Here is a 26,671-nt window from a genome sequence, read left to right as displayed (position 1 = left end):
AATTTAACGCAAATCCAAATCATATCGTATCGCTGCTATTTCCATGTTTGCCGGCTATTGTGGAACATTGATGACACCAATGGCAGCCAACTTCAATATCGTCCCTGTAGCGTTATTTGATTTGAAGGATATGAATCATGTCATTCGCGTGCAAATTCCTACTGCATTATTCGTACTTGCATTTATTGTGTTGCTCATGTATTTTCTAGTAAAATGGGAGGTATAACAGATGAAAAAAAAGGTGTTAGTGACAGGCTTCGATCCATTTGGCAATGACACGGTAAATCCAGCGTTGGAAGCAGTAAAGCAATTAGATGGTATCTTCATCGATGAGGTAGAAATCGTTACTCAGGAAGTGCCCACCGTCTTTCATGATTCTATTAATGTAATGATAAAAGCAATTGAAACACATCAACCTGACGTTGTTATTTGTGTTGGACAAGCAGGTGGACGGACACAAGTAACCCCTGAGCGGATCGCCATTAATGTAGATGACGCCCGGATTCCAGACAATAAAAAGAACCAGCCGATTGACGAACAAATATATGAGGACGGTCCAGCCGCATATTGGACAACCTTGCCGGTCAAACTGATTGTTCGTCATATGAAAAAGGCTGGAGTGCCCGCAGCTGTTTCCAATACAGCAGGGACCTTTGTTTGTAATCATCTCTTTTATGGATTAATGCATTATATACAAAAATCTGCTCCTCACATACGTGGAGGCTTTATCCATATTCCATATATCCCAGAGCAAACGCTGGAAAATGGTGCTCCTAGTTTAAGCCTTGATGATATTGTAAAAGGATTGAAAACGGCAGCTATCGTAGCAGCGTATGAAAAAGAAGATATTCAAGAAATTGGTGGAACGACACATTAAACTATTATTGCAAAAGATGTCAGCAATTTTTAAGCCGACATCTTTTTTCTTCACTGATAAATCAATAAGACAACTCATCCTTACTATTTGGGATTTTTTTATGTTTGTTTCGTCCATTTTAATAAATATGTTTTGTACTTTTCCAAACGATAGTGCATTCCATATCATTGCGAAGTATCCCTTCATTCATTCTTTTTTCAAATCAACAAAGGCTGCCCATTAGAATTCCCAACTAAAATCATGTAGAATAGAAAATATATTTAGTGTGTCTAAATATTCGGTTTATGTAATAACTAATGTTAGGGGGAGATTTAATTGGAGCAGCAACTCGCAAAGGTAGTTTCTCAGCCACAGGTGAGTTCCGATAAGATTTGGACAAGAGATTTTGTATTAATCGTTATGTCCAATTTTTTTGTTTTTCTTGGCTTTCAAATGACGTTGCCGACCATTCCTTTGTTTGTAGAAAAGCTCGGTGGAAACGATCAGCTTATTGGCGTTGTTGTAGGCATCTTTACCTTTTCTGCACTTCTCTTTCGTCCTTATGCAGGGCATGCTTTAGAATCGAAAGGTAGACGTTTTGTATTCCTGACTGGATTAGGTATTTTTGTTTTATCTGTTGGTTCCTTCGGGTTTGTTAAAAGTTTGCTTTTTTTATTTCTGATGAGAGTTGTACAAGGAATCGGTTGGGGATTTTCAACCACTGCATCTGGGACAATTGCGACTGATTTGATACCTGCAAAAAGACGTGGCGAAGGAATGGGGTATTACGGACTTTCAGGTAATCTGGCGCTAGCATTCGGACCAACTTTAGGTCTTGCTTTAGTTGGTGTTATCACATTTCCGCAATTATTTTTAATTTCTTCCTTGCTTGGATTAGCAGCCTTGTTATTATCCTCCAAAATCCGCTATAAACAAGTGGAGAAGCGAACTGTACCACTTAAAAAGTGGGATTTTTATGAAAAAAGCGCCATTCAACCATCATTGCTTTTATTTTTCATCACTGTTACTTTCGGTGGTATCGCTGCATTTCTACCCATCTATTCAGCTCAAAAAGGGATTACAGGCATTCATTGGTACTTTCTGCTTTATGCCATCGCATTGATGCTCTCACGCACTTTTGCTGGTAAAGTATATGACCAACGGGGACATCAGGCCGTATTCATTCCGGGAGCTCTATTGATTATTTTCTCCATGATCCTGTTAGCATGGTTACCAAACAGCATGACACTGTATATCGCTGCCATTTTGTATGGGTTTGGTTTTGGAACCGTACAGCCCGCATTACAAGCCTGGTCTGTTAAAGATTCCCCCGCCAATCGAAGAGGTATGGCAAACGCAACTTTTTTCTCTTTTTTTGATCTTGGTGTCGGAATAGGTGCGATCCTTTTCGGACAAATCGCTTATTGGTTTGGTTATAGCATGATTTATAGCGTCGCAGCAATATCCGTACTCTGCTCCATCCTTCTTTACTTAGTAATGTTAGCAAAAATGCGAGTGCGCAGTGTTTAGGCCATGTTTATAAGTCTGTCAACATCATTAACTTCGTTTGGCAGACTTATAGAAAATTATTTACATTGTATTTATCATCAAACAAATTCCAAAACCCCACTATAAAACACTAGGTATAAAACCATTTCCATATCACGACTTTCCTACCATTCTAAGATATAAATGACCATATACCCCTATAAAATGCTACAATTATTTCCAAGATTATCTATTATTAAAACACAATTAATTTGGATAAGGAGATATTATGAAACTGACAAAACTTTTTTTATGTATAGGCATTCTTATTGCCCTCACAGCTTGTGGGGAAAAAGCTGCTGAAGATAACAAAATTGTACCAAATCAGCCGATTTCCCTCGATGAAACCACTGAAGAAGAGATGGACCAAAAAGAGGAAGATGTTCCTGATTCTGAAAAAGACACTGGAGGAATTTCAAATACTGAAAAAGTAGAAGTCAAGCAACTTCCGCAAACATTATCTGAATTGGCGGCTCTCCCTCCCGGCCATGTTACGTATGCAGGCATTCTTACGGAGGAAGAACAAAAAGAAATGGATAAGCTAACGAAGGATTTGCCGGATATTTCAGAGGAACCTACAGAGCAACAGCTAGATGCTTATTATCATGATTTATTGGCCGTCTTTCAGCAAGATTTCCATGGACCAGAAGAGCTAATTGCAGCGATGAAGTTTCAATCAATTGGCAGTCCTGATATAGACAATCCGCGCATGCAATTCAAGGAAAATCTTAATGTCCTTGTCCTCCTCGATGCATCAGGAAGTATGAGAGTGGATCTTGGTGGCCAGACGCAGATGGGCGCAGCAAAAATGGCGATTACAAATTTCGTGAAGGGATTGCCGAAAGAAGCAAATGTTGGACTGCGGGTTTACGGACATAAAGGGACAGGTAGTGATTCCGATAAGGCGTTATCTTGTTCCAGCAGTGACTTAGTCTATCCACTAGCCCCTTATGACCAATCTGCATTTCAAGATTCTTTGGATAAAACGCAACCTGCAGGGTGGACTCCTATTCAACTTGCTTTGAATGAGGCTGAGAAAGATTTGGCACCATATAAAGGGAAAGAAAATACGAATATCGTGTACCTTGTAAGTGATGGCGTATCTACATGTGATGATGATCCGATCGGGGCAGCCAAATCACTTTTCAATTCCGATATTACGCCAATTGTAAATGTAATCGGCTTTAATATCGATCATGAAGGACAGAAACAATTGAAAGAAGTAGCCAAAGCAACGGAAGGCACATATCAAGACGTACAAAATGCGGAAAGTCTCCAAAAAGAACTGGATCAAGCGAGCGAGGTCGCCAAAAAGTGGGCAGACTGGAAAGAGAATAAAAGCGCTCGATTAGAAGGTGACCGTATCAATAATTGGCTTGCTATTTTCGGTTACGATTCTCATGAATTTAGAAAATGGGTGGATGAACGCCAACAGGTTGGCTTCTCGTTGCAGTACTTATATCAAACTAGAAAATTAATGTCTCGAGAAAGCCATGATTATTTAAGACAAAAAAATACAGAATACCATGATTGGATAGAAGAAGAATATACAAAATTAAAAGAAGAATTACATAAGCTAAATGACACGAAAGTGGATGAAGCGATACAAATGCTCGAAGAGAAATACATCGAAAATACTCCTAAATAATAGAGATTTACAAAGTCACCTTTTTTGAAATGAAAAGGGGCTTTGTTTCATTTTCAGGTCCAAAATTCCGTGATTTTCTCCTTTTACCATTTTACCTAAGAACAAGCAAAATAGGTGATGTGGTTTGTGAAAATCTGGATCTTGTCCGACTCTTCTGATTAGATGAATTGATTGACCTAATGAAATATTACACCATCATCGCTTTTAGTTGACTCTCTCTATAGTACATTTTAAAATATACTATCGACTTTTTTAATATTCGTCTTGTCCTTATTTCAAGACATAATTAAGTGAAAAATTACACGAGTGGATGGAGAGCTCTAAATGAAAAAAATAGTATTTACCTTTTTAACTTTATTGCTTCTTGCAGGTTGTTCTTACAATAATAGTGAAACAGCGCAAAAAGAGGACACTGTAAAAACGGTTGACCTTGTCACTGAAACGGAAAAGGAACAAGAAAAAGACGGCGTTGTTTCAGAACATGATAAGGAATTATCAAGCTTAGAGGAATACGAAGTAATTTCAGAAAAGATTGACTTGGATGCCTATCAGGCCGTCATCGAAAAGGACAATAACGGCAATCGCATTATTCTTTTTGCAGATAAAAACGGTCATAAAGTGTATAAAAGTATCTATATTAAAAGGGATAATCGTTTGAAAATCATCTCATTAGATGACGATGGCATGATCTATAACGAGATGATTTAGTAATCGAAGGTCTCATTCATGCACAAGACGAGGTCGGAAACCTTGCAGAGATTTTGGGGGATTAATATACCTTTGAATGATTATCCTAAATTAATCAAAGACATATCTTAAGTTATTCTTTTTTAAAGTAGACACAAAATGTCAAAGAGGAATTTTTTATTATTTTCCCATGTACAATAAGGGTGCCCCCAAAGCTCGATTGGAACACCCTACTTTTTTTTACAATTCAATCGTTTGTGGTTCTTCGCCTTTTTTGTTCATCAAACGAATCGTATCCGGTTTAATTTTTAATATAACGAGATCCGGATCATCTGGGCCACTAAACCATGGCTTCATGTGCTCATTCCACGTTTTCTCCTTTAATCTGTCATCATCAGAGATACGGACAATCCCTTCGATTTCAAGATAAGCATCTCCAAAGCCCTCTCCCTCGTACCCAATCAGAATATGTGTATACGGATTATCTTCAAGTTCATCAACTTTCTGAGTCTTTTTTGAAGTTGCAGTGTAGAGTGTAAATTCCTCATTGAAAAACGTCATGTACCGAGTATGAGGTTTGTTCTTCTGAATCGTCGCCATCGTACCGATATAGCTTTCTTCAAGGATTTTTAGTGCCGTTTCTTTTGCATTCATTCTATCTACTCCCTTTCAAAGACTTCATTATAGTCTTCCTTCTTTAGTGTAAAGATAAACATCACTTATTTTACTCAATGGATGAATATAACCAAATAATTAATAGCCCAAAAGCATCTTTCTCAATCTAAAAAAATTAGTATGATATAATCGCCCATATATAAAATTATAGTGATTTGCGGCACTGGAAGAGGAGGAAATAGGATGAATACAAATATAAAACCATTACGTACGTCTGTTACGTTATTAGCAGGATTTCAATGGCTGTTTTTTATGTTTGCTAATACGGTCGTCATTCCGATTTCGGTTGGTGGCGCTTTTCAGTTGGAACAAGTAGAAATTATCTCTGCCATTCAACGTTCCTTCATTCTTACGGGGATTGCTTGTCTACTACAAGGAGTCCTGGGGCATCGTTTGGCGTTAATGGAGGGTCAATCAGGACTTTGGTGGGGTGTTATTTTAAGCTTGGCTGCTACAGCTAGTACGATGAATCTTGAACTGACGACAATCGGTGGAAGTATCGCTGTAGGCGCAATTATTTCTGGAGTTCTTGTCGCTACCTTTGGCCTTTTAGGAATGGGCGAGCTTTTAAAAAAGTGGTTTACACCTGTTGTCATGTTCGTCTTTCTTCTATTATTGGCGAACCAGCTCATCTCTATTTTTCTTAAAGGAATGCTCGGTCTCAATACAGGTGATTCCATTGATATAAAAGTGGCCTGTTTTTCATTCATACTTGCAGCGTTTACGATCATTATCCATGTGAAAGGGAAAGGGATTATTAGCAGCTTAAATCTACTTATCGGGATGGTTATCGGGTGGATTGCTGCTGCACTGCTATTCCCTGGAGAAACGACGGAAACAATCCGAACAACTCCTTTTCTCACATGGTTTCCTTGGGGGGAACCAACTCTTGAATGGGGCATTGTCATTACCGTCGTCATTACCGGACTATTAAATACGACTAATACGGTAGCGACCTTAAAAGGGGCGGAAGATATTTTTGAAAAAGAGACTACTCCCAAACAATATCGGACTTCCTTCTTCATAACAGGAACCTTCAACACATTGGCTGGGATTTTCGGCCTTGTTCCTTATGCACCATACGCTTCCTCATTAGGATTTTTGCAATCCACAGGGATTAAGGAGCGTGCGCCATTTTTTGTCGGATCAGTGCTATTCATTTTCCTAGGATTGGCTGCGCAACTAAGCACCTTCTTTTCAACGATTCCTAATAGTGTTGGGAACACGGTCCTATTTGTCGCCTATTTGCAATTATTCCGTTCAGCGCTAAGAAACATTGAAGGTCTAACCTTCGATCCGAAAACGATTTACCGCGTTGCATTACCATCGCTATTAGGCCTGTCAATCATGACATTTCCTCCAGCCGCCTTCACAACGCTACCGGATCTTGTACGACCACTTCTTTCAAACGGAATGCTCATCGGAATAATATCAGCGCTTATTATGGAGAGCTTCCATTATCTAGGGAGAAATTCCACACATAAAATAAATAAGAGCACCTATCTTTAACTTCATCCAGAAGCAGTCCCCCACTTCTATATGTGGTGAGATGAATGCTGGATTTACCCAATTCAGTAGGAGTTCGAACTTCGGCTGAATTGGGTAAATCCCTCGGCGGATGTGAGGAAGTTTATCCAGCCAGCTCGATAAACTCTGGACGCAATACTCCGAGGCGGAACTGATTAATATAATTCGCGATCGGCTCACACTACTTTGCGAGCTGATCAGTGAATTTTCACGAGTCAAGTCCAGATAATTGTGTAATTTAGATTACAATGTTTTCTGTATGATATTTGGTTATAGTTGGCTATTTTATTTCATCATGTGAAATTATCATTTTACAAACTCTATTTTCCGCTTCGTTCTCTGTTTTCATAATACTTTATAGCAGTGATAAGTCGAAATGCAGATTGATTATTCGGGAAGATACGTATGACTCTTTCCCAGTTCCTCCTGCGAACCACTTGATTAAGCCTTTCAAGTGGATGTCTGCTGGCTAGATAACGATTAGCAATCTTCATCATAAATATCTCGCCGATCTCTCTGGTGGAGAACGGCAAAGAGCTGCGATAGCTAAAGCATTATACAGTAATCCCTCGATTATACTTGCAGATGAACTGACAGCATCTCTTGATTCAGATCGAGCATATGAGGTCATGGATCTTCTGAAAAGTGAAACGTAAATATACATAAAAATGTCACTCTTCCTTTATTTTTAGCATCGTAAATTGATGTAAAATGAATGTTAACATAGATTAGTTATACTCATTCTGCACGAGGGGGATTTACAATGAAAAAAGTTTTCATAGCTATACTTACAGCAGTGTTTTTGTTTTCGCCTGTTGGAAGCATTATTTTTCAAGATCAATCAACAACTGTTGAAGCAAAAGGCTACAAATCAGGTAAAAGAAGTTTTAACATGAATAATAGTAATAAGACGAATAACAATTCGAATATACAAAAGAAAAAGGAAGACTCTACAACGAATAACTCTGCTACAAATAAAAAAGGCGGATTCATGTCAGGTGGACTTATGAAAGGCCTATTAGTAGGTGGACTAGCTGGACTTTTATTTGGTAGTCTATTTGCAAATATGGGAGCATTGGGTTCCATCCTTGGTTTACTTATCAACGTAATAGCAATTGTCGTTTTAATTTCTGTTATTCGTAAAATTTTCGCCTTTTTCAAGGATTCAAAGAAGAAACAGGATGCCAATCCATGGAGAAGCTAATCATTCCCGAACAAGATATTATTAATGCCGTTTGCGTTTATATTTCCCGCAAAAAGCAAGTAAAACCTGAAGAGGTTGAGGTAGAACTCATGCATGATGATGATTACGGCTTTTCTGCAGAGACATTTGTAGATGGACGAAAGCAAATCCTCATTACTGTAAACTTAATTGAAGCCTTGCGCTTATGGCTTGATGAATTTTTGAATAGAGACCCTTACGCTGGAATAGACCTACAGCTTGATGAAGAAGAAGGTATTATTGCTGTAATTAATTAACTCACTACCTGAATCCCGTTCTATAATAGGCTTGAAAAAACCACTCAATCCCATGATAAGGATTGAGTGGTTTTCTATTTCAGATTAAATACGGTTCTCTTGCTCCTCTAAATACTCAATTCCCTTTTTCAATCGCTGAAGTCCTTCTAATACCTTGGATTTAGGACAACCTACATTCATTCTAATAAAGCTTGTTCCCGCTTCACCGTATGTTTCTCCCGACATGATCGCTACTTTTCCGTGGTGGACGAGTGCATGCTGTAACTGCTCACTTGAATAAGGAAGCTGTGATACATCAATCCAGGCAAGATAAGTAGATTCAGGCATAGTTAACTGGAGCTTTGGTAAGTGTTTCTTTAGATAAGACTGTATAGTGCGTAGATTGTCTTCTATATATTCAACTAATTCGTCTACCCAATCGGCACATTCATTATAAGCAGTAATTGTTGCTAATGTGCCAAACACGCTTGCACTTGATAATCCATCTTTATTTTTCAGAGCGATAAGAAATGCATCCCTTAGCTTTTTATTAGGAATGAGAGAATAGGATCCGCCTAAGCCAGGAGTATTAAATGTTTTGCTAGCAGAGGTACAAATGCACACTTTATTTAGGTCAACAGCAACATCTGTGATCGGGATATGTGTATTCCCTTCATGAATGATATCCATATGAATCTCGTCGGAAATAATATAGACATCGTATTGATTGCAAAGGTGAACTATTCTCTCTAGTTCCTCCTTTTTCCACACGCGTCCTGTAGGATTGTGTGGGCTACATAGAAGCAGGACTTTCGTTTTTGTATGCGCTAATTTTTCTTCTAAATCAATAAAATCAATCGAGTATCTTCCTTCATGATATATTAATTCATTTGGCAAGATTGTTCGCTTATTATCTGTGATCGTTTTATAAAAAGCATCGTATGCTGGAGTTTGCATGACAATATGATCTGCTTCATCTGTCAGTATTTCCATCATCTTTGAGATCGAGTAAATGACAGAAGGACTATAAACGATCCATTCTTCTTTTATTGTCGAAGAATAACGTCTTTCATACCAGTTGCTAATAGATTCTTTAAATTGCTCATGGTTCCAACGTGTATAGCCAAAAATGCCATGCTGTAGTCGATTTTCTAGTGTTTGTAAGATCTCTTTTGGGGACAGAAAGTCCGTATCCGAAATAGAGAAAGGGAGAAGATCTTTCTCCCCAAATCGATCTTCAATATAATCCCATTGGGTACAAAATGTTCCCCTGCGATTTATTACTTCATCAAAGCCTTGCTTCATTCTTTACAACTCCATTTTCAGGAAATTTTCTCTATTTGTGATTTTAATAGTCCTACCTGCGGACCAATGACTACTTGTACATTATGTTCATCAAGCTTCACAACGCCAAGTGCCCCACATTCTTCTTTTAAGACTTTTTCATTTACTTTTTCCATATCCTCGACAACAAGTCGGAGGCGTGTAACACAATTATCTAGAGAGTGAATATTTTCTTTTCCACCTAATGCTAATAAAACCTTTTCCGCATTGTAGTTAGAACCCTTACTAGTAGTTGGAATATCTTTATCCTCAGGATTCGCTACTTCGCGTCCCGGTGTTTTTATATTAAATTTCACAATCGCGTAACGGAAAACAATATAGTAGATCGCAAACCAAATCGCACCAACTACAAGCACCAGATACCATTTTGTTTTAAACCCTTGCATAATTCCGAAAATTAAGAAGTCGAGTATACCACCGTCCGTATTTCCAATCGTAACATTCAACAAAGACATAACCATGAATCCTAATCCTGTCAAAAATGCATGGATAACAAATAATGCTGGTGCTACAAATAAGAATAAAAATTCAATTGGTTCCGTAATTCCTGTTACAAAAGTAGCAATTACACCAGATATTAATAGACCTTTAATTTTCTTACGATTTTCAGGTCGAGCAGTATGATAGATCGCAAGTGCCACTGCAGGTAGACCAAACATAAATGTCGGCATTTTCCCCTGTGATAGGAACGCGGTTGCTGAAGGGCTGATTGCCGTTCCACCTTGCAATTGTGCATAGAAAATATTTAATGCACCAGATATCGTTTGACCGTTCACAACCTCTGTCCCACCAGCTTCCGTAAAACGGATCATCGCTACTAAAATATGATGTAAGCCAAATGGAAGTAAGAATCGTTCTCCAGCACCGAATAAAAATGGACCAAAGATGCCTGACTTATTTATAATTGTCCCGATACCAGCTATAGCCACTGCAAAGATTGGCCAAATAATCGGGATTAGAATTCCCACGATCGACATGACAAGTACTGTCACAATCGGAACGAAACGTGCTCCACCAAAAAACGCAAATGCATCTGGCAATTTAATTTCATAGAAACGCTTATGCAATAAATAGACGATAATACCAGCAATAATACCGCCTAGTACACCCATCTCTATTGTTTGGATCCCCATTACCATTCCTTGACCCGCTTGTCTTAATTGTTCAGCCTCTGCTAGTGTTCCAGTCTCTGTTAAATAAAAGTTGATTGATAAATGCATGATCACATATCCAACAAAGCCTGAGAATGCTGCTACACCTTTCTCATAGCGAACAAGTCCCATAGGAATAGCCATTGCAAACAAAACAGGTAAATAGGTAAATGCAAATCCCCCTATCGTGCCCATGAAACTAAAAATAATTTGCAAAACCGGATTTCCTAAAAACGGAAATGCGTCAATCGTTGAAGGGCTAGTAAACGAACTACCTATCCCTAATATAAGTCCCATAAATGCTAATAAAGCAACAGGAAGCATAAATGTTTTTCCAAGCCCTTGGAAAAACTCCCATAGCTGTGATTTTATAGATTTTTTCTTTTTCATTATTCAGTCTCCTTTTTGGATAGTACTACGCCTTTAATATACTCCTGCATTCTCCCTATAGGCAATCGCTTTCAGTTTTTTGTATGTGCGTACATTTTTTGTATGTGATAGACAATTAGTGGTTGTGGTAATCTTTGTATCTTTCCTATTTTAGAAGGGTTAATGTATTTAATGTCGAAGTCTTATTGTTAGATTCTACAAAACAGAGATTTGTGAACATCCTTTATAGTACGTGTTCAAAAAGGTGCAAAATTAGAAACAAGAAGTTCGAGGCGAGAAGGTTCTGAGGATCTGACTTGCACAGGATGTGCTGACTTCTGTGTTGCTCACAGGACGTGAGCGAACTTAACAGAAGATCTCCATCCTATACGTGAGAACCGGACTTGCACAGGATGTGCTGACTTCTACGTTGCCCACAGGACGTACTTGCACACGACGTGCTGACCTCTGTGTTGCTCACAGGACGTGAGCGATCTTAACAGAGGTTCCTTTTCCTTAGTAGAAGTACGTACCTAATTGCCAACGAAGAAATTCGCCGTTTATCATTTGGTGACTTTTTGAACATCCTTTATACGAATATGAACCAAGGAGGCTGAAAACATGTTGACTATCCATCCCGACGATCCTTTAGCTGTCACAGTCGTTGAAGCGATCCACAGCGGAGACATCGAGAAGTTGAAACGCATATTGCATGAGAATCCCGATTTAGCTACCATAAGGCTTGGCGGCGATGTTGACGGACTTGGTGACGGTGGGATGTCACGTACACTATTACATGTGGTGACAGACTGGCCAGGCCACTTTCCCAACGGTGCTGCGACCGTCGCCGTGTTAGTCAAGGCAGGCGCAGATGTTAACGCAAGGTTCGTTGGCCCGCACAATGAGACTCCCCTCCACTGGGCGGCGAGCAGTGACGATGTTGATGTACTCAACGCTCTCATCGACGCTGGCGCCGACATTGAGGCAACAGGTGCAGTTATCGGCGGTGGCACTCCGCTGGCGGACGCGAGGGCGTTTAGGCAGTGGAAGGCGGCACATCGACTAGTACAACTCGGAGCAAAGACTACACTCCATGACGCTGCGACGCTCGGGCTGATGGATCGAGTCGAGAACTACTTCGCTAGCTCCACGCCACCTGCACAGGAGGATATCAATTGTGCATTCTGGAATGCCTGTCATGGCGGGCAACAGCGGTGCGCTGAGTATCTCCTCCACCAAGATGCTGATATCAACTGGATACCGGGGTGGGAAGAGCTAACACCTCTTGACGCTGCGAATCGCAGTGAAACCACCGAGTTGGTTCAGTGGCTTCGGCTCGAGGGTGCCAAATCAGCCGGTGATTTGAAGTGAATTCGTTTCAGCAAGCTAAAACATCGGGGAATTAGGTGGGGATTCTCCCCCACCTACGCTTCGCTTAGAGGCGGAAGTCTAAAACACTAAAGATCGGGAAACTTGCACCGCATCTACACAACTCTCATCACCCATAATAAATATAGGCACAAAAAAGCCGATGAAGTTATCGGTATTTTTGTGCCTTCTAAGAATTGCTACTGTTTCAGGAATCTTTGAACTGCTCAAGATAGGTTAAAATTATTAAATCAAGGATGATACTTAATGGAAAACGGGAGCTCATATCTAGATCCCCATAATAACAGTTCATCACATGCGCTTGGAGTGATAAATCAACTTCTTGTTGTAAACGATTATTATGTTGTCCCGTGATTGCAATTGTTTTCACATTTCGCTTCTTTAATAAAGCAGCGTATTCTAACATATAGATTGTTTCTCCACTATAGGAGACCAGTATCGCTAAATCATTCTTATTCAAACTATTTGCCACGCTTCGTAACTCATCCCAATCTTCCCTGGCACTTGTTATTTTCCCCGAGAACATTAATTTTCTAGCAGCATCTACACAAGGAGGAAGCGAATTACCAACTCCTAAAAATTCAACGTAGGTGCTTTCATGTATATATTTAGCCACGGTAATAATCTTTTCTTCCTCAATTGAATCCAATGTACTTTGCATTTCACGTTTTACTCTATCTAAATGATCAGTAAATACACCTGATTTAGACGATGCTATATTTTGTTTTTCTTGACTAACTTCTTTGCTTAAAGAGTATTTCATATCCTGAAAGCCCCGAAAGCCTAACTGCTGACATGTTCTACTAATAGTAGCGGTAGATACAAAGAGCTTTTTGGCTAACTCATCTACATTCGACTGTACAACCATCTCCGGATAACGCAAGATATATTCTAGCACTTCCAATTCTAATTGACTTAAGCGTTCACGATGTTGAGATAAACGTTTTAGAAAAACTTGCACTTCCATCACCTGCAAATACGATAAATTTTAAATATACAATCTGTACTTTCTACATGCTTTTTCGATCATCCAGCTTTTTCATAAAACACTATTCATTGCATTCTTGATCATCTCATTAAAACTATTATATTGTTCCATTATATCTCCGCTTGGCTTATCCAATTCAAGAAAATAGTTATTATCGATATCTAGGCAGTACCAAGATATACTTGAATCTCCAAAAAACAAATAACTTCTTTGCCACTCATTCTCATACCATATCTCATTAGCCGCAATCAACCCATTGTTTTTATCATCAGCACGAGCATTATAAATAACAAGCCCGTTGAAATCTAATCCATCTGTTTCCTTTAATAGGCTTTCATACTCTCTAATCCATAAATCTTCTTTTATATTCTGCGATATCCATCTTTTAAGTACTTCAATATTATCACGACTTGCAGATTTTCTTATCGACATTTCATCTATATTTTTTATTCTTTCAATATCTTTCATTATTGTCGTAATCATATAGTCACCCTACTTTTACTTTTGCATAATTACTAACGTTCGTTCCTTTCAAGGAAAAGGCAATTTACTTCTGCGCTTAGTTTTTCAATTAAAGGAACTTTCTTTTCAAATGGGGTGATTGCTTTAATAATACTGGTGTAATACCATGCTTGCTCCTGTTTTCCCCGATTAAAACGGCTCCATACTTCTTCCCCATTCTTATCTATATCAGTGCGTATAGAACAGACATTGTGTATTTTGTCCGCAACAACCACAGCAATTTGTTCTGGGGTTTTCAATGCCAAACCATTAATAGTAGCTTGCTTCCTATCTTCCCATGATAGGGAGCGATCTTGCTCTGTAGCCGCCATCACAAGATTCAAAACTTTCTCGCCAAATTCCTGCAATAATTCCTCTTCCGTCGTATCCGTGTCTTCAATCGTATCATGGAGTAATCCAGCTGCCACCACTTCCTCACTATATCCTGCTTGTTGCAAAATCATCCCGACAGCAAATGGATGTGTAATATAGGGAATATTAGTTGCTTTACGATATTGCCCTTCATGTTTAACCGCTGCGAATTGAGTTGCTTTTTCAATTAGGTGCATCACTTTAATCTCCTTCCAAACTCGGAATTCTTTTCTATAAGTATATACAAAATACTTTCCATTTGGTTTTCCAACAATTTCGGTCAGTGCCTCTCTCTCACAAAAGCATCATATATTTTTCACAATAATAATAGGACATTAAAAACCATAACACTTTTTTTAAGACTACTATAAAGCTAATGGGTAAAGTCCAGTGGAATGAGCACTTGCCAAATATTTCGCAAGGTAAAAAGCGACAATTGAAATGTAAATAATTATAGCTAATCCATTATTAAATTGATTTATTTACTGATTTTTTCCTCTTCAACAAAAGAGCTTCATATTGACATATTATATCATATATGGTATTTAATTATTGATTGGCACTTCCATATACAGAGTGCTAAATTATGATTTGAAGGGGCGTAAACATCGTGGAAAAGAAGCTATTTGAAGCAGAATCTAAAAGACTATTAGAAATGATGATTAATTCTATCTACTCTCATAAGGAAATATTTTTAAGAGAGTTAATTTCTAATGCTAGTGATGCCATTGACAAAGTTTACTATAAAGTATTAACGGACGATACTTTAACCTTTGATACTGATGGCTACTACATAAAAATTGAGGCTGACAGTGATCGCCGAACATTAAAATTGATTGATACTGGGATCGGAATGACTAAGGAAGATTTGGAAACGAATCTTGGAATCATTGCCAAAAGTGGTTCTTTAGCTTTTAAAAATGAGAATGAAGTAAAAGACGGGCATGAGATTATCGGTCAATTTGGTGTTGGATTTTATTCGGCATTTATGGTTGCGGATCAGATCACCGTTATTAGTAAGGCTTTAGAAAGTGATCAAGCTTATAAGTGGGAATCCACTGGTACCGATGGATATACAATCGAACCTTGTGAGAAAGAAGCTGTAGGCACGGAGATCATCTTAACAATTAAAGAAAATACAGAAGATGAAAATTATGACGAGTACTTGGAAGAGTATCGTCTGAAAGAGATTATAAAAAAATACTCCGACTTCATTCGCTATCCGATTAAAATGGATGTTTCCGAGAAAAGACTTAAAGAAGACAGCGAAAATGAATATGAAGATATTAAAGAAGAACAAATCATCAACAGCATGGTTCCGATTTGGAAAAAGAATAAAGGTGAGCTCACTGATGAAGATTATGCCAACTTTTATACGGAAAAACGCTATGGTTTTGATAAGCCTTTAACATATATCCATACGAGCGTGGACGGCGCAGTAAGATACAACGCGATATTATTCATCCCTGAGAACATTCCTTTCGACTATTATTCAAAGGAATATGAAAAAGGGTTGGAATTATATTCAAATGGAGTATTAATCATGAGCAAATGCTCAGACCTGCTACCAGACCATTTTAGTTTCGTTAAAGGAATGGTTGATTCAGAGGACTTGTCCCTTAATATTTCTAGGGAGATTTTACAGCAAGACCGTCAATTAAAGCGAATTGCTAATAATATTAGTAAAAAAATCAAAAGCGATTTGCAAAACTTGCTGAAGAATGAAAGAGAGAAATATGAAAAATTCTATCAATCCTTTGGTAGACAGCTTAAATACGGTGTGTATAGTGATTTCGGTACACATAAAGAAACATTACAGGACTTAATAATGTTCTACTCATCAAAGGAAAAGAAATTAGTTACCCTGGATGAATACGTATCAAGAATGCCAGAAGATCAAAAATATATTTATTATGCTTCTGGGGAATCGAATGAAAGAATTGATAAGCTGCCACAAACAGAGCTAGTATCTGAAAAAGGCTATGAAATTCTATATTTTACAGAGGAAATTGACGAATTCGCAATCAAAATGATTACGGCCTATAAAGACAAAGAATTCAAATCTGTATCGAGCGGCGATTTAGGAATTGAATCGAAGGACAATGAAACCAAGTCTGATGCCGAAGAAAAGGAAAACAAAGAGCTCTTCGATTATATGAAAAATATTTTAGCAGATAAAATCAAAGATGTTCGTGCATCAACTAGATTGAGGTCACATCCGGTCTGCTTCTCTACTGATGGAGAAGTCACAATCGAGATGGAAAAAATACTACAGTCAATGCCAGATAACCAAAATATACAAGCAGAAAAGGTATTGGAAATTAACACTAATCATGAGGTGTTCCAATCTCTAAAATCAGCATTTGAACAAGATAAAACAAAACTAGACTTGTACACGAATCTTTTATATAACCAAGCACTTTTAATTGAAGGATTGCCAGTCGAGGATCCAGTTGACTTCACAAATAACATTTGCGAAATCATGGTTTAAAAGTAGCGATTCATTCCCCTACTAATGAGAATAAAGTGAGATACTTCCTAACTAAAGATAAATATGACAAATGAGATTGCCAAGAAGAGGTTGAATGAATAGTCGCTAACATACGGCTTTATCCATTCACCTCTTCTTTTTTTGCAATTATCGTAGTCTAGGAGAATAATGATGGTGTAAGTAACTTTTGCATGGATGGTACTGCGACTTGAGTTTTTATAAGTAAAAATTGCATATAAGGGTAATGCTACTTCATTTACCTTTTCAATATAGTTTTTTTCACTTTTCAGCTCTGAGACAGGCCAATCATTTTATCTAGAGATGGTTTTACTGTAAAATATGATGAATCCAATGGAGGGAATAATTAATGGAAGAAAATAAGAAAATAAGGGAAGATATTTTACTTAGTGTAAGTGGCTTATCAGATGAACAATTAAATGAACAGCTGGAAGAAGGCCGTTGGACTATTATGCAGGTATTAGATCATCTTTATTTAATGGAGCGTACAGTCGTTCATGCCATTTCTAATCAATTAGCAAATGGAGATAATAAAACTGTCGCCGAAAAACCCATTCAATTCACTACTAATCGTTCAACCAAAGTAGACGCACCTTCCATTGTCGTACCTTCCGATGATTTTATTACGTTAGCAGAAATGAAAAATAAGCTTTTTGAGTCAAGAGAAGCATTGATAGATGTAGAAAATTCGGCAGATGAGACTTTATTAGAGCAAAGATTTTACCCGCATCCAATGTTTGGCGAATTAAGCCTAAAACAATGGATACCATTTATCGGGCTTCATGAAAAAAGACATCTAGCCCAAATCGAAGAAATAAAAGAGAAATTAGGATAAATTACTTAAATATAAATCTACTGGCATTGCCAACACGGGTTAGATCATGTTTGGATGCCAGTTTTTAAATGAACAAAAAGAAAAGGCCTAGTCACTCCCTGAAGTTCAACAAACTTGGCGGAGTGCCAGGCCAAAATACGGTTATTCAATACCATAGAAATCAAGTGACAGATTTTCTAAACCTTCTATCACACAGTCTGATACCTCGTGAAAATGGTCAAGATCATCAAGGTCACGGACTTCTGTTCCGGTATCTTCAAGTGTTAATATTATTTCGATCAACTTCAACTTTTTAAAAATGTATTTTTGTTGTACTTTTTTAGCATTCATCGCCGTTACACGATAATTGACTTTCTCCAGCCTTTTTTTCATTTCTACCTCGAATGAATAGTTTGTAAAGCTATCATCTTCAAATACCTCAATTTTTATATCTACCATCTTGCACCTCCATATACTGATATTAGACTGAAAACAGCTTCTAATTTACAATTCATACTCCCATTCTTCTCTTAGTATCAAATAAAGAACGAGAAGGGTATTTTCTAAATCAAGATTCGCTTTTCCTGTCATATCCAATCCCAGTTTTTTGAATAATATGTCGGCCATTTGTTGAGTAAGCTGATATCGTTCATTTAGAGGTAACTGAATCAGCCGATTGCTATACGTTTTGATTAGGTCCCAATCTTTCTGGCTCACAGATTTTAACGCCCAATCTTCTATTATAAGATCATTTTTCGTAAGACCCTTTTTCTCCATTTCTTTTTCAAGCGGAGAAAGTTTCTTGGTTCGTTTCGCTTTTCTCTCATGAACGACAATTGTACCAGCGACAAGGTCTCCAATCCTTTTATGTTTCGAATGGAAAAAAATCATTACAATACCAAGAAAGTAACCCGTTGGTAAGGAATCGACAATACGTAGAAGATTGCGGATGAAACTGGATAAAAGCGTTAAACTATGTCCATTTTCCTGAATCGCTCGAATCCCAACCATACGCTTACCAATCGTTCTACCTCCTGAAAAGTATTCTAACACAACAAAATATCCCCAATTAATAATAAATAGACAAACGATTACAACACTTAAAATGACCGAATCCACTTCCATAAAAGAAAATAAATCCGGACTTCCAATTAAAAACACAAATAGAAGACACAAAACTAATATATTTGTGACCGTCAAAATAAGTTGGTCGATAATAAAAGCAGCAGTTCTACTCCCAAGACCTGCGAGCTGAAATTGCAGGGATACGAATTCCGGAGTTTTAATTCCTACCCTCTCTTGATTCATCACTATTCCCCCATTTCTAGGTTGTTTTTCCAATAGTTGTTTCTATTCATCAGCAAACTAACTATAATAAAGAATATACATACATTTTGGCACGGTTAATTAGAGTTTTAATCGAGATTTGATCCATCTAGAGTGAGATTATTTATAAGCCACTCACGAGATTTACTGGCCACTCAACTATTTTATAAGCCACTCACGAGATTTACTGGCCACTCAGACATTTTATAAGCCACTCATGAGTTTGCTGGCCACTCGGCTAATTTATAAGCCACTCACGAGATTTACTGGCCACTCAACTATTTTATAAGCCACTCACGAGATTTACTGGCCACTCAACCAATTTATAAGCCACTCGCGAGAATTTATTGGCCGCTCAACTAATTTATAAGCCGCTCGCGGAGATTTACTGGCCACTCAGCTATTTTATAAGCCACTCGCGGAGTTTACTGGCCACTCGGCTATTTTATAAGCCACTCACGAGATTTACTGGCCACTCAGACATTTTATGAGCCACTCATGAGTTTGCTGGCCACTCGGCTAATTTATAAGCCACTCGCGAGGTTTGCTGGCCACTCAGACATTTTATAAGCCACTCGTGAGAATTTACTGGCCGCTCAACTAATTTATAAGCCGCTCGCGGAGATTTACTGGCCACTCGGCTAATTTATAAGCCACTCACGAGATTTACTGGCCGCTCAGGTTATTTATAAGCCACTCAGCAAAATAATCTATCAAAATATAAGAAGGTGTCAAAATGAATACAAAGCAATTTGTACAGCAACATCGGGAAGAATGGAAACAGCTCGAACAAATGGTGACGGCTTTACATAAGAAAAGGTCTACCATTACTGGTGCAAAGATTGATCAATTTTATCGACTCTATCAAAAAGCGGCACAAAATCTTTCGTATGCGCAAACTTATTTTCCAAATGAAGAAATAACGCCCTATTTAAATGGACTAGTTGCGAAATCACATAATCTATTATATAAGGACCAAATATCGAGTATGAAGCAAGTTGGGCATTTTTTAAGCACGACATTTATTCGATTATTATCTGAGCAATGGAAGTTTGTCATTGTAGCGATGCTTCTTTTTGTACTTGGTGCGTTAGGTAGCTTTTTCTCGGTTATCAATGATCCGCAAAATATGTATGCGATACTACCTGCAGATATCGCTCAAGGTGTCGATCCTGGATCGCTTGGTAGTAGTGATGGCCAAGTCGATTCCTCGGTTATGTCAGCTAGTATTATGACAAATAATATCCAGGTAGCGATATTGGCTTTTGCTGGAGGAGTGACATTCGGATTATTAACAGTTTATGTACTTATTTATAATGGCATTATTATTGGAGCACTCGCTGCGTTGTTTTGGCATCACGAGAAAACGTATGAGTTTTGGGCGTATATTCTTCCTCATGGAATGATTGAGCTTACAGCCATTTTTATCGCAGGCGGTGCTGGTCTATTAATGGGCTATAAACTCTTTGTCCCAGGACAATTTTCAAGAGGTTTCCAATTAAAAACACAAGCAAAGCGCTCCATCCAATTAATCCTTGGGACCATTCCTTTATTTGTAATTGCTGGTTTAATCGAAGGGTTCATCACTCCAGCAGCCATTTCCTTAGAAGCAAAATACGCGGTTGCATTCATAACTGTGATTGGCTTAATTCTTTATATTTTAATCGGCAAGATGTTACTAATGAAAAAACAACCTATATAAGATTTCGATTCATGACATCGATATAATGGGAAACTGCTGCTACAGCTAGTTTTTCTTCACTGGCCTCGATCATTTGGAGGCCTTGTCTTTCCCACTTCATTTTGCCTTTTTTCTTAGTCAGTATTTGCTGCTGGGCGATACTTTTTACCATCGCGTTTTGGACATCAGTGGGTTCTTCATTTGCTCGCTTCAAAAGTGTTATATCTTCAATGCCAACCATGAAAAATAAATGTCGTTGTCTGAGCCTCATTAAGTATGTTAGGGCACTTTCCTCATGAAGGAATGTACGTACATCGCTGAATAATAAAAGCAAACTGCGTTTCTTTTGCATTGTTTCTAAGTATGAGAGGACGGCTGCATAATTCGATTCCGCGGAATCTACTTCGAGATCGTAGATTGAATGAAGAACCGTTTGCAAATGAGCCATCCCTTTTGCTGGTGGTACAAATACCTTTACTTCCTTTGAAAAAGCAAGGACGGAAACATAATCTCCTTTTTGCAAAGCTGCAGCTGTCACAGTTAGAGCTGCTTCTAACACTTTCTCGAGGCGATTACCTTTCGTCAGTTCCGCCCCCATCATTCTCCCGCAATCAATTAATATCGTAATATACTTTCCATGTTCCGGTTCATATTCATTCGTCATCACTTCTTGAAGCTTCGCCGTTTGCCGCCAGTTGATCATCCGTGGATCATCACCAACGACATAATTACGAATCTGTGCAAAATCTCCTACCCCACGTTGTTGCTTACGGATTTTCGAACCCTCATATAATAAAAACTTCTGGGCATTCTCTAAATACTGCTTCGTCTCAGTTAAATCTGGAATTACCTTAATAGTATCCACCAGTTCAATCGTCATTTGCTTTTCCCATAACCCGAAAAGACTGGCATACCGAAAATTCACTGTCGTGATATCATATTTCCCTCTTACAGATGCACTAGTTTCGTATGTCAATACTGTTGTAGAGTCCTTTTGCACCACTCCTCGTAAAGGAAAGGGATGCTTAAATGACTGGGGAATTCCATCCACTAAGAAAAAATTCACGCCATGTGGAGAAGTATTTTTCACATGAATCTGCACTATGTACGCAAGATTTCTTTCCATTTCCTTCGTGATCGTCCGTTGAAAGGATAATTGACTTTTCTTTGGAGAATACAAAACATCTAGCAAACTGGCTAAAATAACAATAATATTCATTGCAATAATGAATCCCCAAGAAATATGAAATATGTCTCCGAACAAAATGAATGCTAAAGATATGATTAAATAAGCAATCAGTAAACGTTTTGTCGGCAATACCCCTCTACCTTGGAACAGGAATCGACCCCACAAGTTCTTCGATGATTTGGTCAACGGCCGCTCCCTCCAATTCTACATGTGGGGATAATTGAATCCGATGCCTTAATGACGGTCTGGCTACCATTTTGATATCATCTGGTGTCACATAGTCACGACCTGCTAAATAAGCCCAAGCTTGAGCAGCTTTCCCGATCGAAATCCCTGCCCTTGTACTCGCTCCAAAACGAATCGATTCTGTCTCACGTGTTTTTCTAACGATTTTCATGATGTAATCTAAAACACCTTCACCGATAGTAACTTGTTCAATTTCTTTTTGGATGGCAAGAAAAGCCTCCATATCTAAAACTGGAGAAACTTGGCTTGCGTCAAAGCTATTTTCAATCACTTGTTTTAGCACATTCTTCTCTTCTTCAAATGAAGGGAAGTCGATATATATCTTAAATAAGAAGCGATCTTGTTGAGCTTCTGGTAATGGATATGTACCTTCAAATTCAATTGGGTTTTGTGTTGCAACAACAAAAAACACATCAGGTAATGGATATGTTTTACCTTGAATGGTTACTTGTTTTTCTTCCATTGCCTCTAAAAGTGCTGCCTGCGTTTTTGCCGGCGTTCGGTTAATTTCATCAGCTAAAAGGATATTCGTAAATACTGGTCCTTTAAGCGTTTCAAATGAGCTTTCTCTCATGTTATAGATCATACTTCCTGTAATATCACTTGGTAGTAAATCCGGTGTAAATTGGATACGATGAAAACTTCCGCCAAGCAAACTGGCGAGCGTTCTTACCATTTGCGTTTTTCCTGTACCTGGGACACCTTCTAACAATACATGTCCCCCTGATAAAATAGCAGACAATAAGAGTCTGAGATTCGTACTTTGACCTAAAATACGCTCCTCATATTTTTCCAATAAGGATAAAATTTGCGTTCTCATCCTTCTTCCACCTCTTTCCTCATTCGCTCTATCTTTTTCGACCATAATAAGTATTCCTGCTTACTAACTTTTTCTCTTTCCAATATGTTTGTTAAGCCATTTAAAAAAGCATGAATCTCCGTTCTTTTCATTTGCGGAAACTTCCGTTCAAAATGATCGGTAAGATCCTGCCATTCTTGGTGATAAGGAATTCTCCAACGCTCTTGTAGCAAAAGCTTCACGTAATCAGCTTGGATGACTAATGAATCATGGTAACGATGTCCTCGCAAATACCACGCAGCCAATGCCCTAATTCCTTCATCACTAAAACGAACAGTCTCTTCTCTTGGAATAAAAATCGGTCCAAATCTCTTGCCACGGTACCAAAGCCAAAGAATAGCTAATAGAGCTCCTTGAAGCATGAATAGTATAAACCAACGCGGATATACCTTCAAAGCGCTGGTGGCATTTTTCCCACCATGTATGTATTGATCGAATAAGAAGGTGTCTGCATTTCCTTCATTTATTAGTGACAAAACGAGTGGTAAATGATCTTCGTTTAATATTTTTCCATTCGTGATCCAATCAGGTGAATTAGCTACAATTAAATGCCCTTCACCAAATACCCGCTTTAGCGCAATCGTTCCGGCGTCATCAGATAGTAAGATTTCATCTTGATCACTTGTTTGAAGGCGCACCGTGGTGGATTCTTCCACTTGATACTTTTTCCCTGCTTGATCAAGCAAAGTGTAAGAATCAGTTTCCACGAATTCCGTCGTTATATCGAACATGCCTTTTGGATTATTCTGCAGTAACAGAATCGTATTTCCCGCTTCCATAAAATCTTCGTATGCTTCTATTTCTTTACTTTCCGGAATGGAAAATGGTTCAACCATAATTAGCATTTGATTTTCTGCACTATTTGGTAATCTTTCTGGTGAATTGGACCATCTTTTGACATCATCATTATTATTCTTTAAATATGTATAAAATGCCTTCACACCTGTAGGAGAAGGAGAATCAGAAACATATCTTGGGAATTCTTCCGGCTGTTTTTCTACTAAAAAGTAACTAGCTACCATGAACAAAATAAGAAGAAGTGACAGCCAAATCCACGTTCTTTTATTCGATATTCGGTTCTGCAACGTGTCTTCGTACCTCCTTTCTTCCTATCCTTGTGCTGATTTATCTGATTCTCCAAGCCATTTCATTACATCCGTGTGAAACTGAATATATTCTTCCTTCTGTACTTCTCGCTCCCCGTACGTAACCTCTTCGAAAAAATGCGCGAGATGAAAAAATGGATCAGCTGACTGCTTATTCACTTTCTTCAATTCTTCGAAGTACTCCCAATTTGTTTTCCAAATCCTCGCTTCCAGCCATTCTTTCTCATGGAAATAAAGCAGCAATGCCAAAAATAAATGTCGTGTCGCAGGTGCATACTTTTCTAAACTCTCTTGTTTTTTTGCCTCAGATAAATGCATCTGATACGACCAATCCATTTCCTTCATGGACCGCAAAGGTGTTTTATCTCGGAATATGCGCTTTCGTCTCATGTTGCGAACAATGAAAAATAGAACTACAGCTAAAATGATAATTACAATTGCTATGATTATAATCAGAAGTGGTTCCGCAACAGTAGCTGTTTTTTCAAAAGAAGGAAACAATTTTTCCAATTGTTCTGCTAGCCACTCTTTCGCCTTTACCCACCACATCTTAACGATACTTTTCGATTGGTCACGATAAATCGTATATTCTTGTCCATTTAGTATCTTTTCCAGTTCATCTCTTGCCTCGTCTACATTTACCATAGATTATCACCTTTGATAGGTTATAGGTTTTTCATTAAATCACTTATAATCTTCAATCATTTCCTTCAAATCTTCTGCATCATGCCTAATTTTTAAATCAAAATACATTACAGCATAGCCGACAGACAAAATTAATGTAGTAAATATAGTCGCAATGTTTACTATCATCTGATACAACACACTATTCCCTAAAAATAGACTAAAGGTAAATTCAATTGCTGTACTAATGGAAGTAATAATTAATAAAAAAACAATATAAAGACCGATTAATGTCCACGTACGTTTTTGAGTAAGTCTCCAACTTCTTGAAAATCCAGGAGATCCTTCCCCTAATATGACAGATCCATAATAAAAACTCCAACGAGTTAATAGATATATGATTCCGACAGCAAATGCTAGAAATAGAACGATAGCCAATACAATGCCTAGAGCAGGAAGCGCAAGAGCACCAAAGACCCCTACTAATGTGATAATAATAATCGGGATAAATATTAGTCCAAATACGATTAAACTATATAAAATCGTACTACCAATAATTGGCCAATATCGTGCAAAAGCCTCTTTAATGACTGAACCAACTGTATAATCTTCATTTTTTCTCATGTGATTAACAACGAGCAAAATCGCTGCCGTAGCTATTGGAAACAAGAAAAAACTAATAAATCCAACAAAGCCAACTCCGATATCAGCACCTAAGTTCGTCGCCTCTGTCACTTCTCCCACATCAAATCCCGATAGAATCTGTTCATACCAAGTATTACCCGGTCCAACTTCTCTAAAAAAACTAGTGCCAAACAGCAATTGAATCAACGCTTGCAATAAATAAATAGGTCCCATAAAAATAAGTAGAATCATAATTAAATCTCGGAACTTGTTCTTACTTATCGTAAACGTCAGATCAAGTATCTGCCCAAATCCCTTCGGTCTATTAAATTTTGCGTCCATTTTCCAAAACCCCCTAAAAAATTACTCATCTCGACCATTTTAACACTATTCTAATTGGTATATAGTCTCATTTTACAAAAAGTGCATAAATATTACAGTTTTGTAGGCGTATTTCTTTTAAAAGAAATTGCTCGTGCATAAGCCGTTGTGGACAATGTGGATAAATAAACAAATACTGTGGATAAGCATCGATTCTATCCACATTTAACCTCCTAGCTGTTGATAAACAGACTTTCACAAAATTTTATTCACATCTCCACTACTTAAAGTAAGGATATTGCTGAAGTTCCCTAATTATGTGCATTAATCAACGACTTTGTGGGGTTAATGAGTCCGTCCACTTGTGATTACTGGCTAATCACGGATTTTATAAGCGACTCACACACTATTATTGGCCACTCGCAGAGTTTATGAGCTACTCACTTGTGATTACTGGCCACTCGCAGAATTTATAAGCCACTCACTTGTGATTACTGGCCACTCGCAGATTTATGAGCTACTCACTTGCGATTACTGGCCACTCGCAGAGTTTATAAGCTACTCACTTGCGATTACTGGCCACTCGCAGATTTATGAGCCACTCACTTGTGATTACTGGCCACTCGCAGATTTATGAGCCACTCACAAAAAGTGATGCGCCGTTCGGAGAATGATATACTATGAATCATTTAAAATAGGATGGAAAGTTAAAGTAAGGAAAACGCGGCAGTCCTCATTTTGCGTAAAATTATTAAGAAGATAGAAGATATGAGACTAGTTGTAGATGGTTCTGATTATGATTGAAGGCATCAGGAGGTCCTAATCTAATCGCAATACTATTCGAAGTAGAAGAGGATGA

Annotated in this window: 25 protein-coding genes and 3 pseudogenes; 13 read left to right on the top strand and 15 right to left on the bottom strand. The window is 38.1% G+C overall.

Annotation, left to right across the window (positions count from 1 at the left end):
• Positions 1–28 precede the first annotated feature (28 nt).
• The 5 genes and pseudogenes from MHB53_RS18640 to MHB53_RS18620 form a co-directional block, all read left to right on the top strand.
• A pseudogene (locus tag MHB53_RS18640) lies at positions 29–226 on the top strand (5-oxoproline transporter, DUF979 family subunit); the annotation flags it as partial.
• Between the two features lie 3 nt (positions 227–229).
• Positions 230–877, top strand: coding sequence for a pyroglutamyl-peptidase I (gene pcp / locus MHB53_RS18635; protein WP_340921210.1), 648 nt, complete (start codon positions 230–232; stop codon positions 875–877).
• A 399-nt stretch (positions 878–1,276) separates the two neighbouring features.
• Positions 1,277–2,386 carry an MFS transporter gene (locus tag MHB53_RS18630; protein ID WP_340924832.1) on the top strand — a complete coding sequence of 370 codons (1,110 nt, stop codon included), beginning with the start codon at positions 1,277–1,279 and terminating at the stop codon, positions 2,384–2,386.
• 247 nt (positions 2,387–2,633) lie between these two features.
• Positions 2,634–4,052: a vWA domain-containing protein gene (locus MHB53_RS18625; protein WP_340921208.1), complete on the top strand. Its 1,419-nt coding sequence runs from the start codon at positions 2,634–2,636 to the stop codon at positions 4,050–4,052.
• A 324-nt stretch (positions 4,053–4,376) separates the two neighbouring features.
• Positions 4,377–4,760: a lipoprotein gene (locus tag MHB53_RS18620; protein ID WP_340921206.1), complete on the top strand. Its 384-nt coding sequence runs from the start codon at positions 4,377–4,379 to the stop codon at positions 4,758–4,760.
• Between the two features lie 219 nt (positions 4,761–4,979).
• Here MHB53_RS18620 and MHB53_RS18615 read toward each other — a convergent pair whose 3' ends face one another.
• Positions 4,980–5,393 (bottom strand): pyridoxamine 5'-phosphate oxidase family protein, encoded by a 414-nt coding sequence (locus MHB53_RS18615; protein ID WP_340921203.1) that lies wholly within the window; start codon positions 5,391–5,393, stop codon positions 4,980–4,982.
• A 204-nt stretch (positions 5,394–5,597) separates the two neighbouring features.
• On the opposite strand from MHB53_RS18615, the gene MHB53_RS18610 reads away from it, so the two are divergent.
• Positions 5,598–6,923, top strand: a complete 1,326-nt coding sequence (locus tag MHB53_RS18610) for a uracil/xanthine transporter (protein WP_340921201.1) — start codon at positions 5,598–5,600, stop codon at positions 6,921–6,923.
• Positions 6,924–7,261: 338 nt separating this feature from the next.
• Here the strand turns inward: MHB53_RS18610 and MHB53_RS18605 are convergent.
• Positions 7,262–7,399: pseudogene (locus MHB53_RS18605) on the bottom strand (transposase); the annotation flags it as partial.
• Between the two features lie 45 nt (positions 7,400–7,444).
• Here MHB53_RS18605 and MHB53_RS18600 point away from each other — a divergent pair.
• The 3 genes and pseudogenes from MHB53_RS18600 to MHB53_RS18590 all read left to right on the top strand — a co-directional run.
• Positions 7,445–7,594 (top strand): annotated as a pseudogene (locus MHB53_RS18600) (ATP-binding cassette domain-containing protein); the annotation flags it as partial.
• A gap of 110 nt (positions 7,595–7,704) precedes the next feature.
• Positions 7,705–8,145 carry a hypothetical protein gene (locus tag MHB53_RS18595; protein ID WP_340921199.1) on the top strand — a complete coding sequence of 147 codons (441 nt, stop codon included), beginning with the start codon at positions 7,705–7,707 and terminating at the stop codon, positions 8,143–8,145.
• Positions 8,133–8,420, top strand: coding sequence for a YxcD family protein (locus MHB53_RS18590; RefSeq protein WP_340921196.1), 288 nt, complete (start codon positions 8,133–8,135; stop codon positions 8,418–8,420). Before MHB53_RS18595 ends, MHB53_RS18590 begins: the two co-directional genes overlap by 13 nt.
• 84 nt (positions 8,421–8,504) lie before the next feature.
• Here MHB53_RS18590 and MHB53_RS18585 read toward each other — a convergent pair whose 3' ends face one another.
• Entirely contained in the window at positions 8,505–9,704 is a 1,200-nt protein-coding gene (locus tag MHB53_RS18585; protein WP_340921194.1) for a MalY/PatB family protein, read from the bottom strand.
• A 17-nt stretch (positions 9,705–9,721) separates the two neighbouring features.
• Positions 9,722–11,284 (bottom strand): maltose/glucose-specific PTS transporter subunit IIBC, encoded by a 1,563-nt coding sequence (gene malX / locus MHB53_RS18580; RefSeq protein WP_340921192.1) that lies wholly within the window; start codon positions 11,282–11,284, stop codon positions 9,722–9,724.
• 600 nt (positions 11,285–11,884) lie between these two features.
• Here malX and MHB53_RS18575 point away from each other — a divergent pair.
• Positions 11,885–12,634 carry an ankyrin repeat domain-containing protein gene (locus MHB53_RS18575; protein WP_340921190.1) on the top strand — a complete coding sequence of 250 codons (750 nt, stop codon included), beginning with the start codon at positions 11,885–11,887 and terminating at the stop codon, positions 12,632–12,634.
• Between the two features lie 205 nt (positions 12,635–12,839).
• On the opposite strand, the gene MHB53_RS18570 is transcribed toward MHB53_RS18575, so the two are convergent.
• The 3 genes from MHB53_RS18570 to MHB53_RS18560 all read right to left on the bottom strand — a co-directional run bounded on the left by MHB53_RS18570 (position 12,840) and on the right by MHB53_RS18560 (position 14,710).
• Complete coding sequence (locus MHB53_RS18570) at positions 12,840–13,613, bottom strand: MurR/RpiR family transcriptional regulator (protein ID WP_340921187.1); 774 nt, start codon at positions 13,611–13,613, stop codon at positions 12,840–12,842.
• 78 nt (positions 13,614–13,691) lie between these two features.
• The gene (locus MHB53_RS18565; protein ID WP_340921185.1) at positions 13,692–14,123 is read right to left on the bottom strand and encodes a YrhA family protein; all 432 of its coding nucleotides are present in this window, start codon (positions 14,121–14,123) and stop codon (positions 13,692–13,694) included.
• Between the two features lie 32 nt (positions 14,124–14,155).
• Complete coding sequence (locus MHB53_RS18560; protein WP_340921183.1) at positions 14,156–14,710, bottom strand: HD domain-containing protein; 555 nt, start codon at positions 14,708–14,710, stop codon at positions 14,156–14,158.
• 413 nt (positions 14,711–15,123) lie between these two features.
• Here MHB53_RS18560 and htpG point away from each other — a divergent pair, with 413 nt between their 5' ends.
• Complete coding sequence (gene htpG, locus MHB53_RS18555) at positions 15,124–17,004, top strand: molecular chaperone HtpG (protein ID WP_340921180.1); 1,881 nt, start codon at positions 15,124–15,126, stop codon at positions 17,002–17,004.
• Positions 17,005–17,371: 367 nt separating this feature from the next.
• On the top strand, positions 17,372–17,857 hold the full coding sequence (locus MHB53_RS18550; RefSeq protein ID WP_340921178.1) for a DinB family protein: 486 nt from the start codon (positions 17,372–17,374) through the stop codon (positions 17,855–17,857).
• A gap of 141 nt (positions 17,858–17,998) precedes the next feature.
• On the opposite strand, the gene MHB53_RS18545 is transcribed toward MHB53_RS18550, so the two are convergent.
• Positions 17,999–18,295: a hypothetical protein gene (locus MHB53_RS18545; RefSeq protein WP_340921176.1), complete on the bottom strand. Its 297-nt coding sequence runs from the start codon at positions 18,293–18,295 to the stop codon at positions 17,999–18,001.
• A gap of 45 nt (positions 18,296–18,340) precedes the next feature.
• Complete coding sequence (locus MHB53_RS18540) at positions 18,341–19,144, bottom strand: RDD family protein (protein ID WP_340921173.1); 804 nt, start codon at positions 19,142–19,144, stop codon at positions 18,341–18,343.
• A gap of 754 nt (positions 19,145–19,898) precedes the next feature.
• Here MHB53_RS18540 and MHB53_RS18535 point away from each other — a divergent pair.
• Complete coding sequence (locus MHB53_RS18535) at positions 19,899–20,864, top strand: stage II sporulation protein M (RefSeq protein ID WP_340921171.1); 966 nt, start codon at positions 19,899–19,901, stop codon at positions 20,862–20,864.
• Here the strand turns inward: MHB53_RS18535 and MHB53_RS18530 are convergent.
• The 6 genes from MHB53_RS18530 to MHB53_RS18505 all read right to left on the bottom strand — a co-directional run bounded on the left by MHB53_RS18530 (position 20,857) and on the right by MHB53_RS18505 (position 26,035).
• Complete coding sequence (locus MHB53_RS18530) at positions 20,857–22,218, bottom strand: DUF58 domain-containing protein (protein ID WP_340921169.1); 1,362 nt, start codon at positions 22,216–22,218, stop codon at positions 20,857–20,859. The two genes, MHB53_RS18535 and MHB53_RS18530, sit on opposite strands and share 8 nt — an antisense overlap.
• The gene (locus MHB53_RS18525; protein ID WP_340921166.1) at positions 22,169–23,098 is read right to left on the bottom strand and encodes an AAA family ATPase; all 930 of its coding nucleotides are present in this window, start codon (positions 23,096–23,098) and stop codon (positions 22,169–22,171) included. The genes MHB53_RS18530 and MHB53_RS18525 overlap by 50 nt, the downstream gene beginning before the upstream one ends.
• On the bottom strand, positions 23,095–24,222 hold the full coding sequence (locus tag MHB53_RS18520; protein WP_340921164.1) for a DUF4350 domain-containing protein: 1,128 nt from the start codon (positions 24,220–24,222) through the stop codon (positions 23,095–23,097). The genes MHB53_RS18525 and MHB53_RS18520 overlap by 4 nt, the downstream gene beginning before the upstream one ends.
• Before the next feature lie 24 nt (positions 24,223–24,246).
• Positions 24,247–24,888, bottom strand: coding sequence for a DUF4129 domain-containing protein (locus MHB53_RS18515; RefSeq protein ID WP_340921161.1), 642 nt, complete (start codon positions 24,886–24,888; stop codon positions 24,247–24,249).
• Positions 24,889–24,927: 39 nt separating this feature from the next.
• Positions 24,928–25,833 (bottom strand): hypothetical protein, encoded by a 906-nt coding sequence (locus MHB53_RS18510; protein WP_340921159.1) that lies wholly within the window; start codon positions 25,831–25,833, stop codon positions 24,928–24,930.
• A 67-nt stretch (positions 25,834–25,900) separates the two neighbouring features.
• Positions 25,901–26,035 (bottom strand): hypothetical protein, encoded by a 135-nt coding sequence (locus tag MHB53_RS18505; RefSeq protein ID WP_340921155.1) that lies wholly within the window; start codon positions 26,033–26,035, stop codon positions 25,901–25,903.
• Positions 26,036–26,671 lie beyond the last annotated feature (636 nt).

Origin of the sequence: Bacillus sp. FSL K6-3431 (assembly GCF_038002605.1) — a bacterium.
Lineage (GTDB): Bacteria > Bacillota > Bacilli > Bacillales > Bacillaceae_C > Lederbergia.
This window is presented reverse-complemented; position numbering and strand designations above follow the sequence as displayed.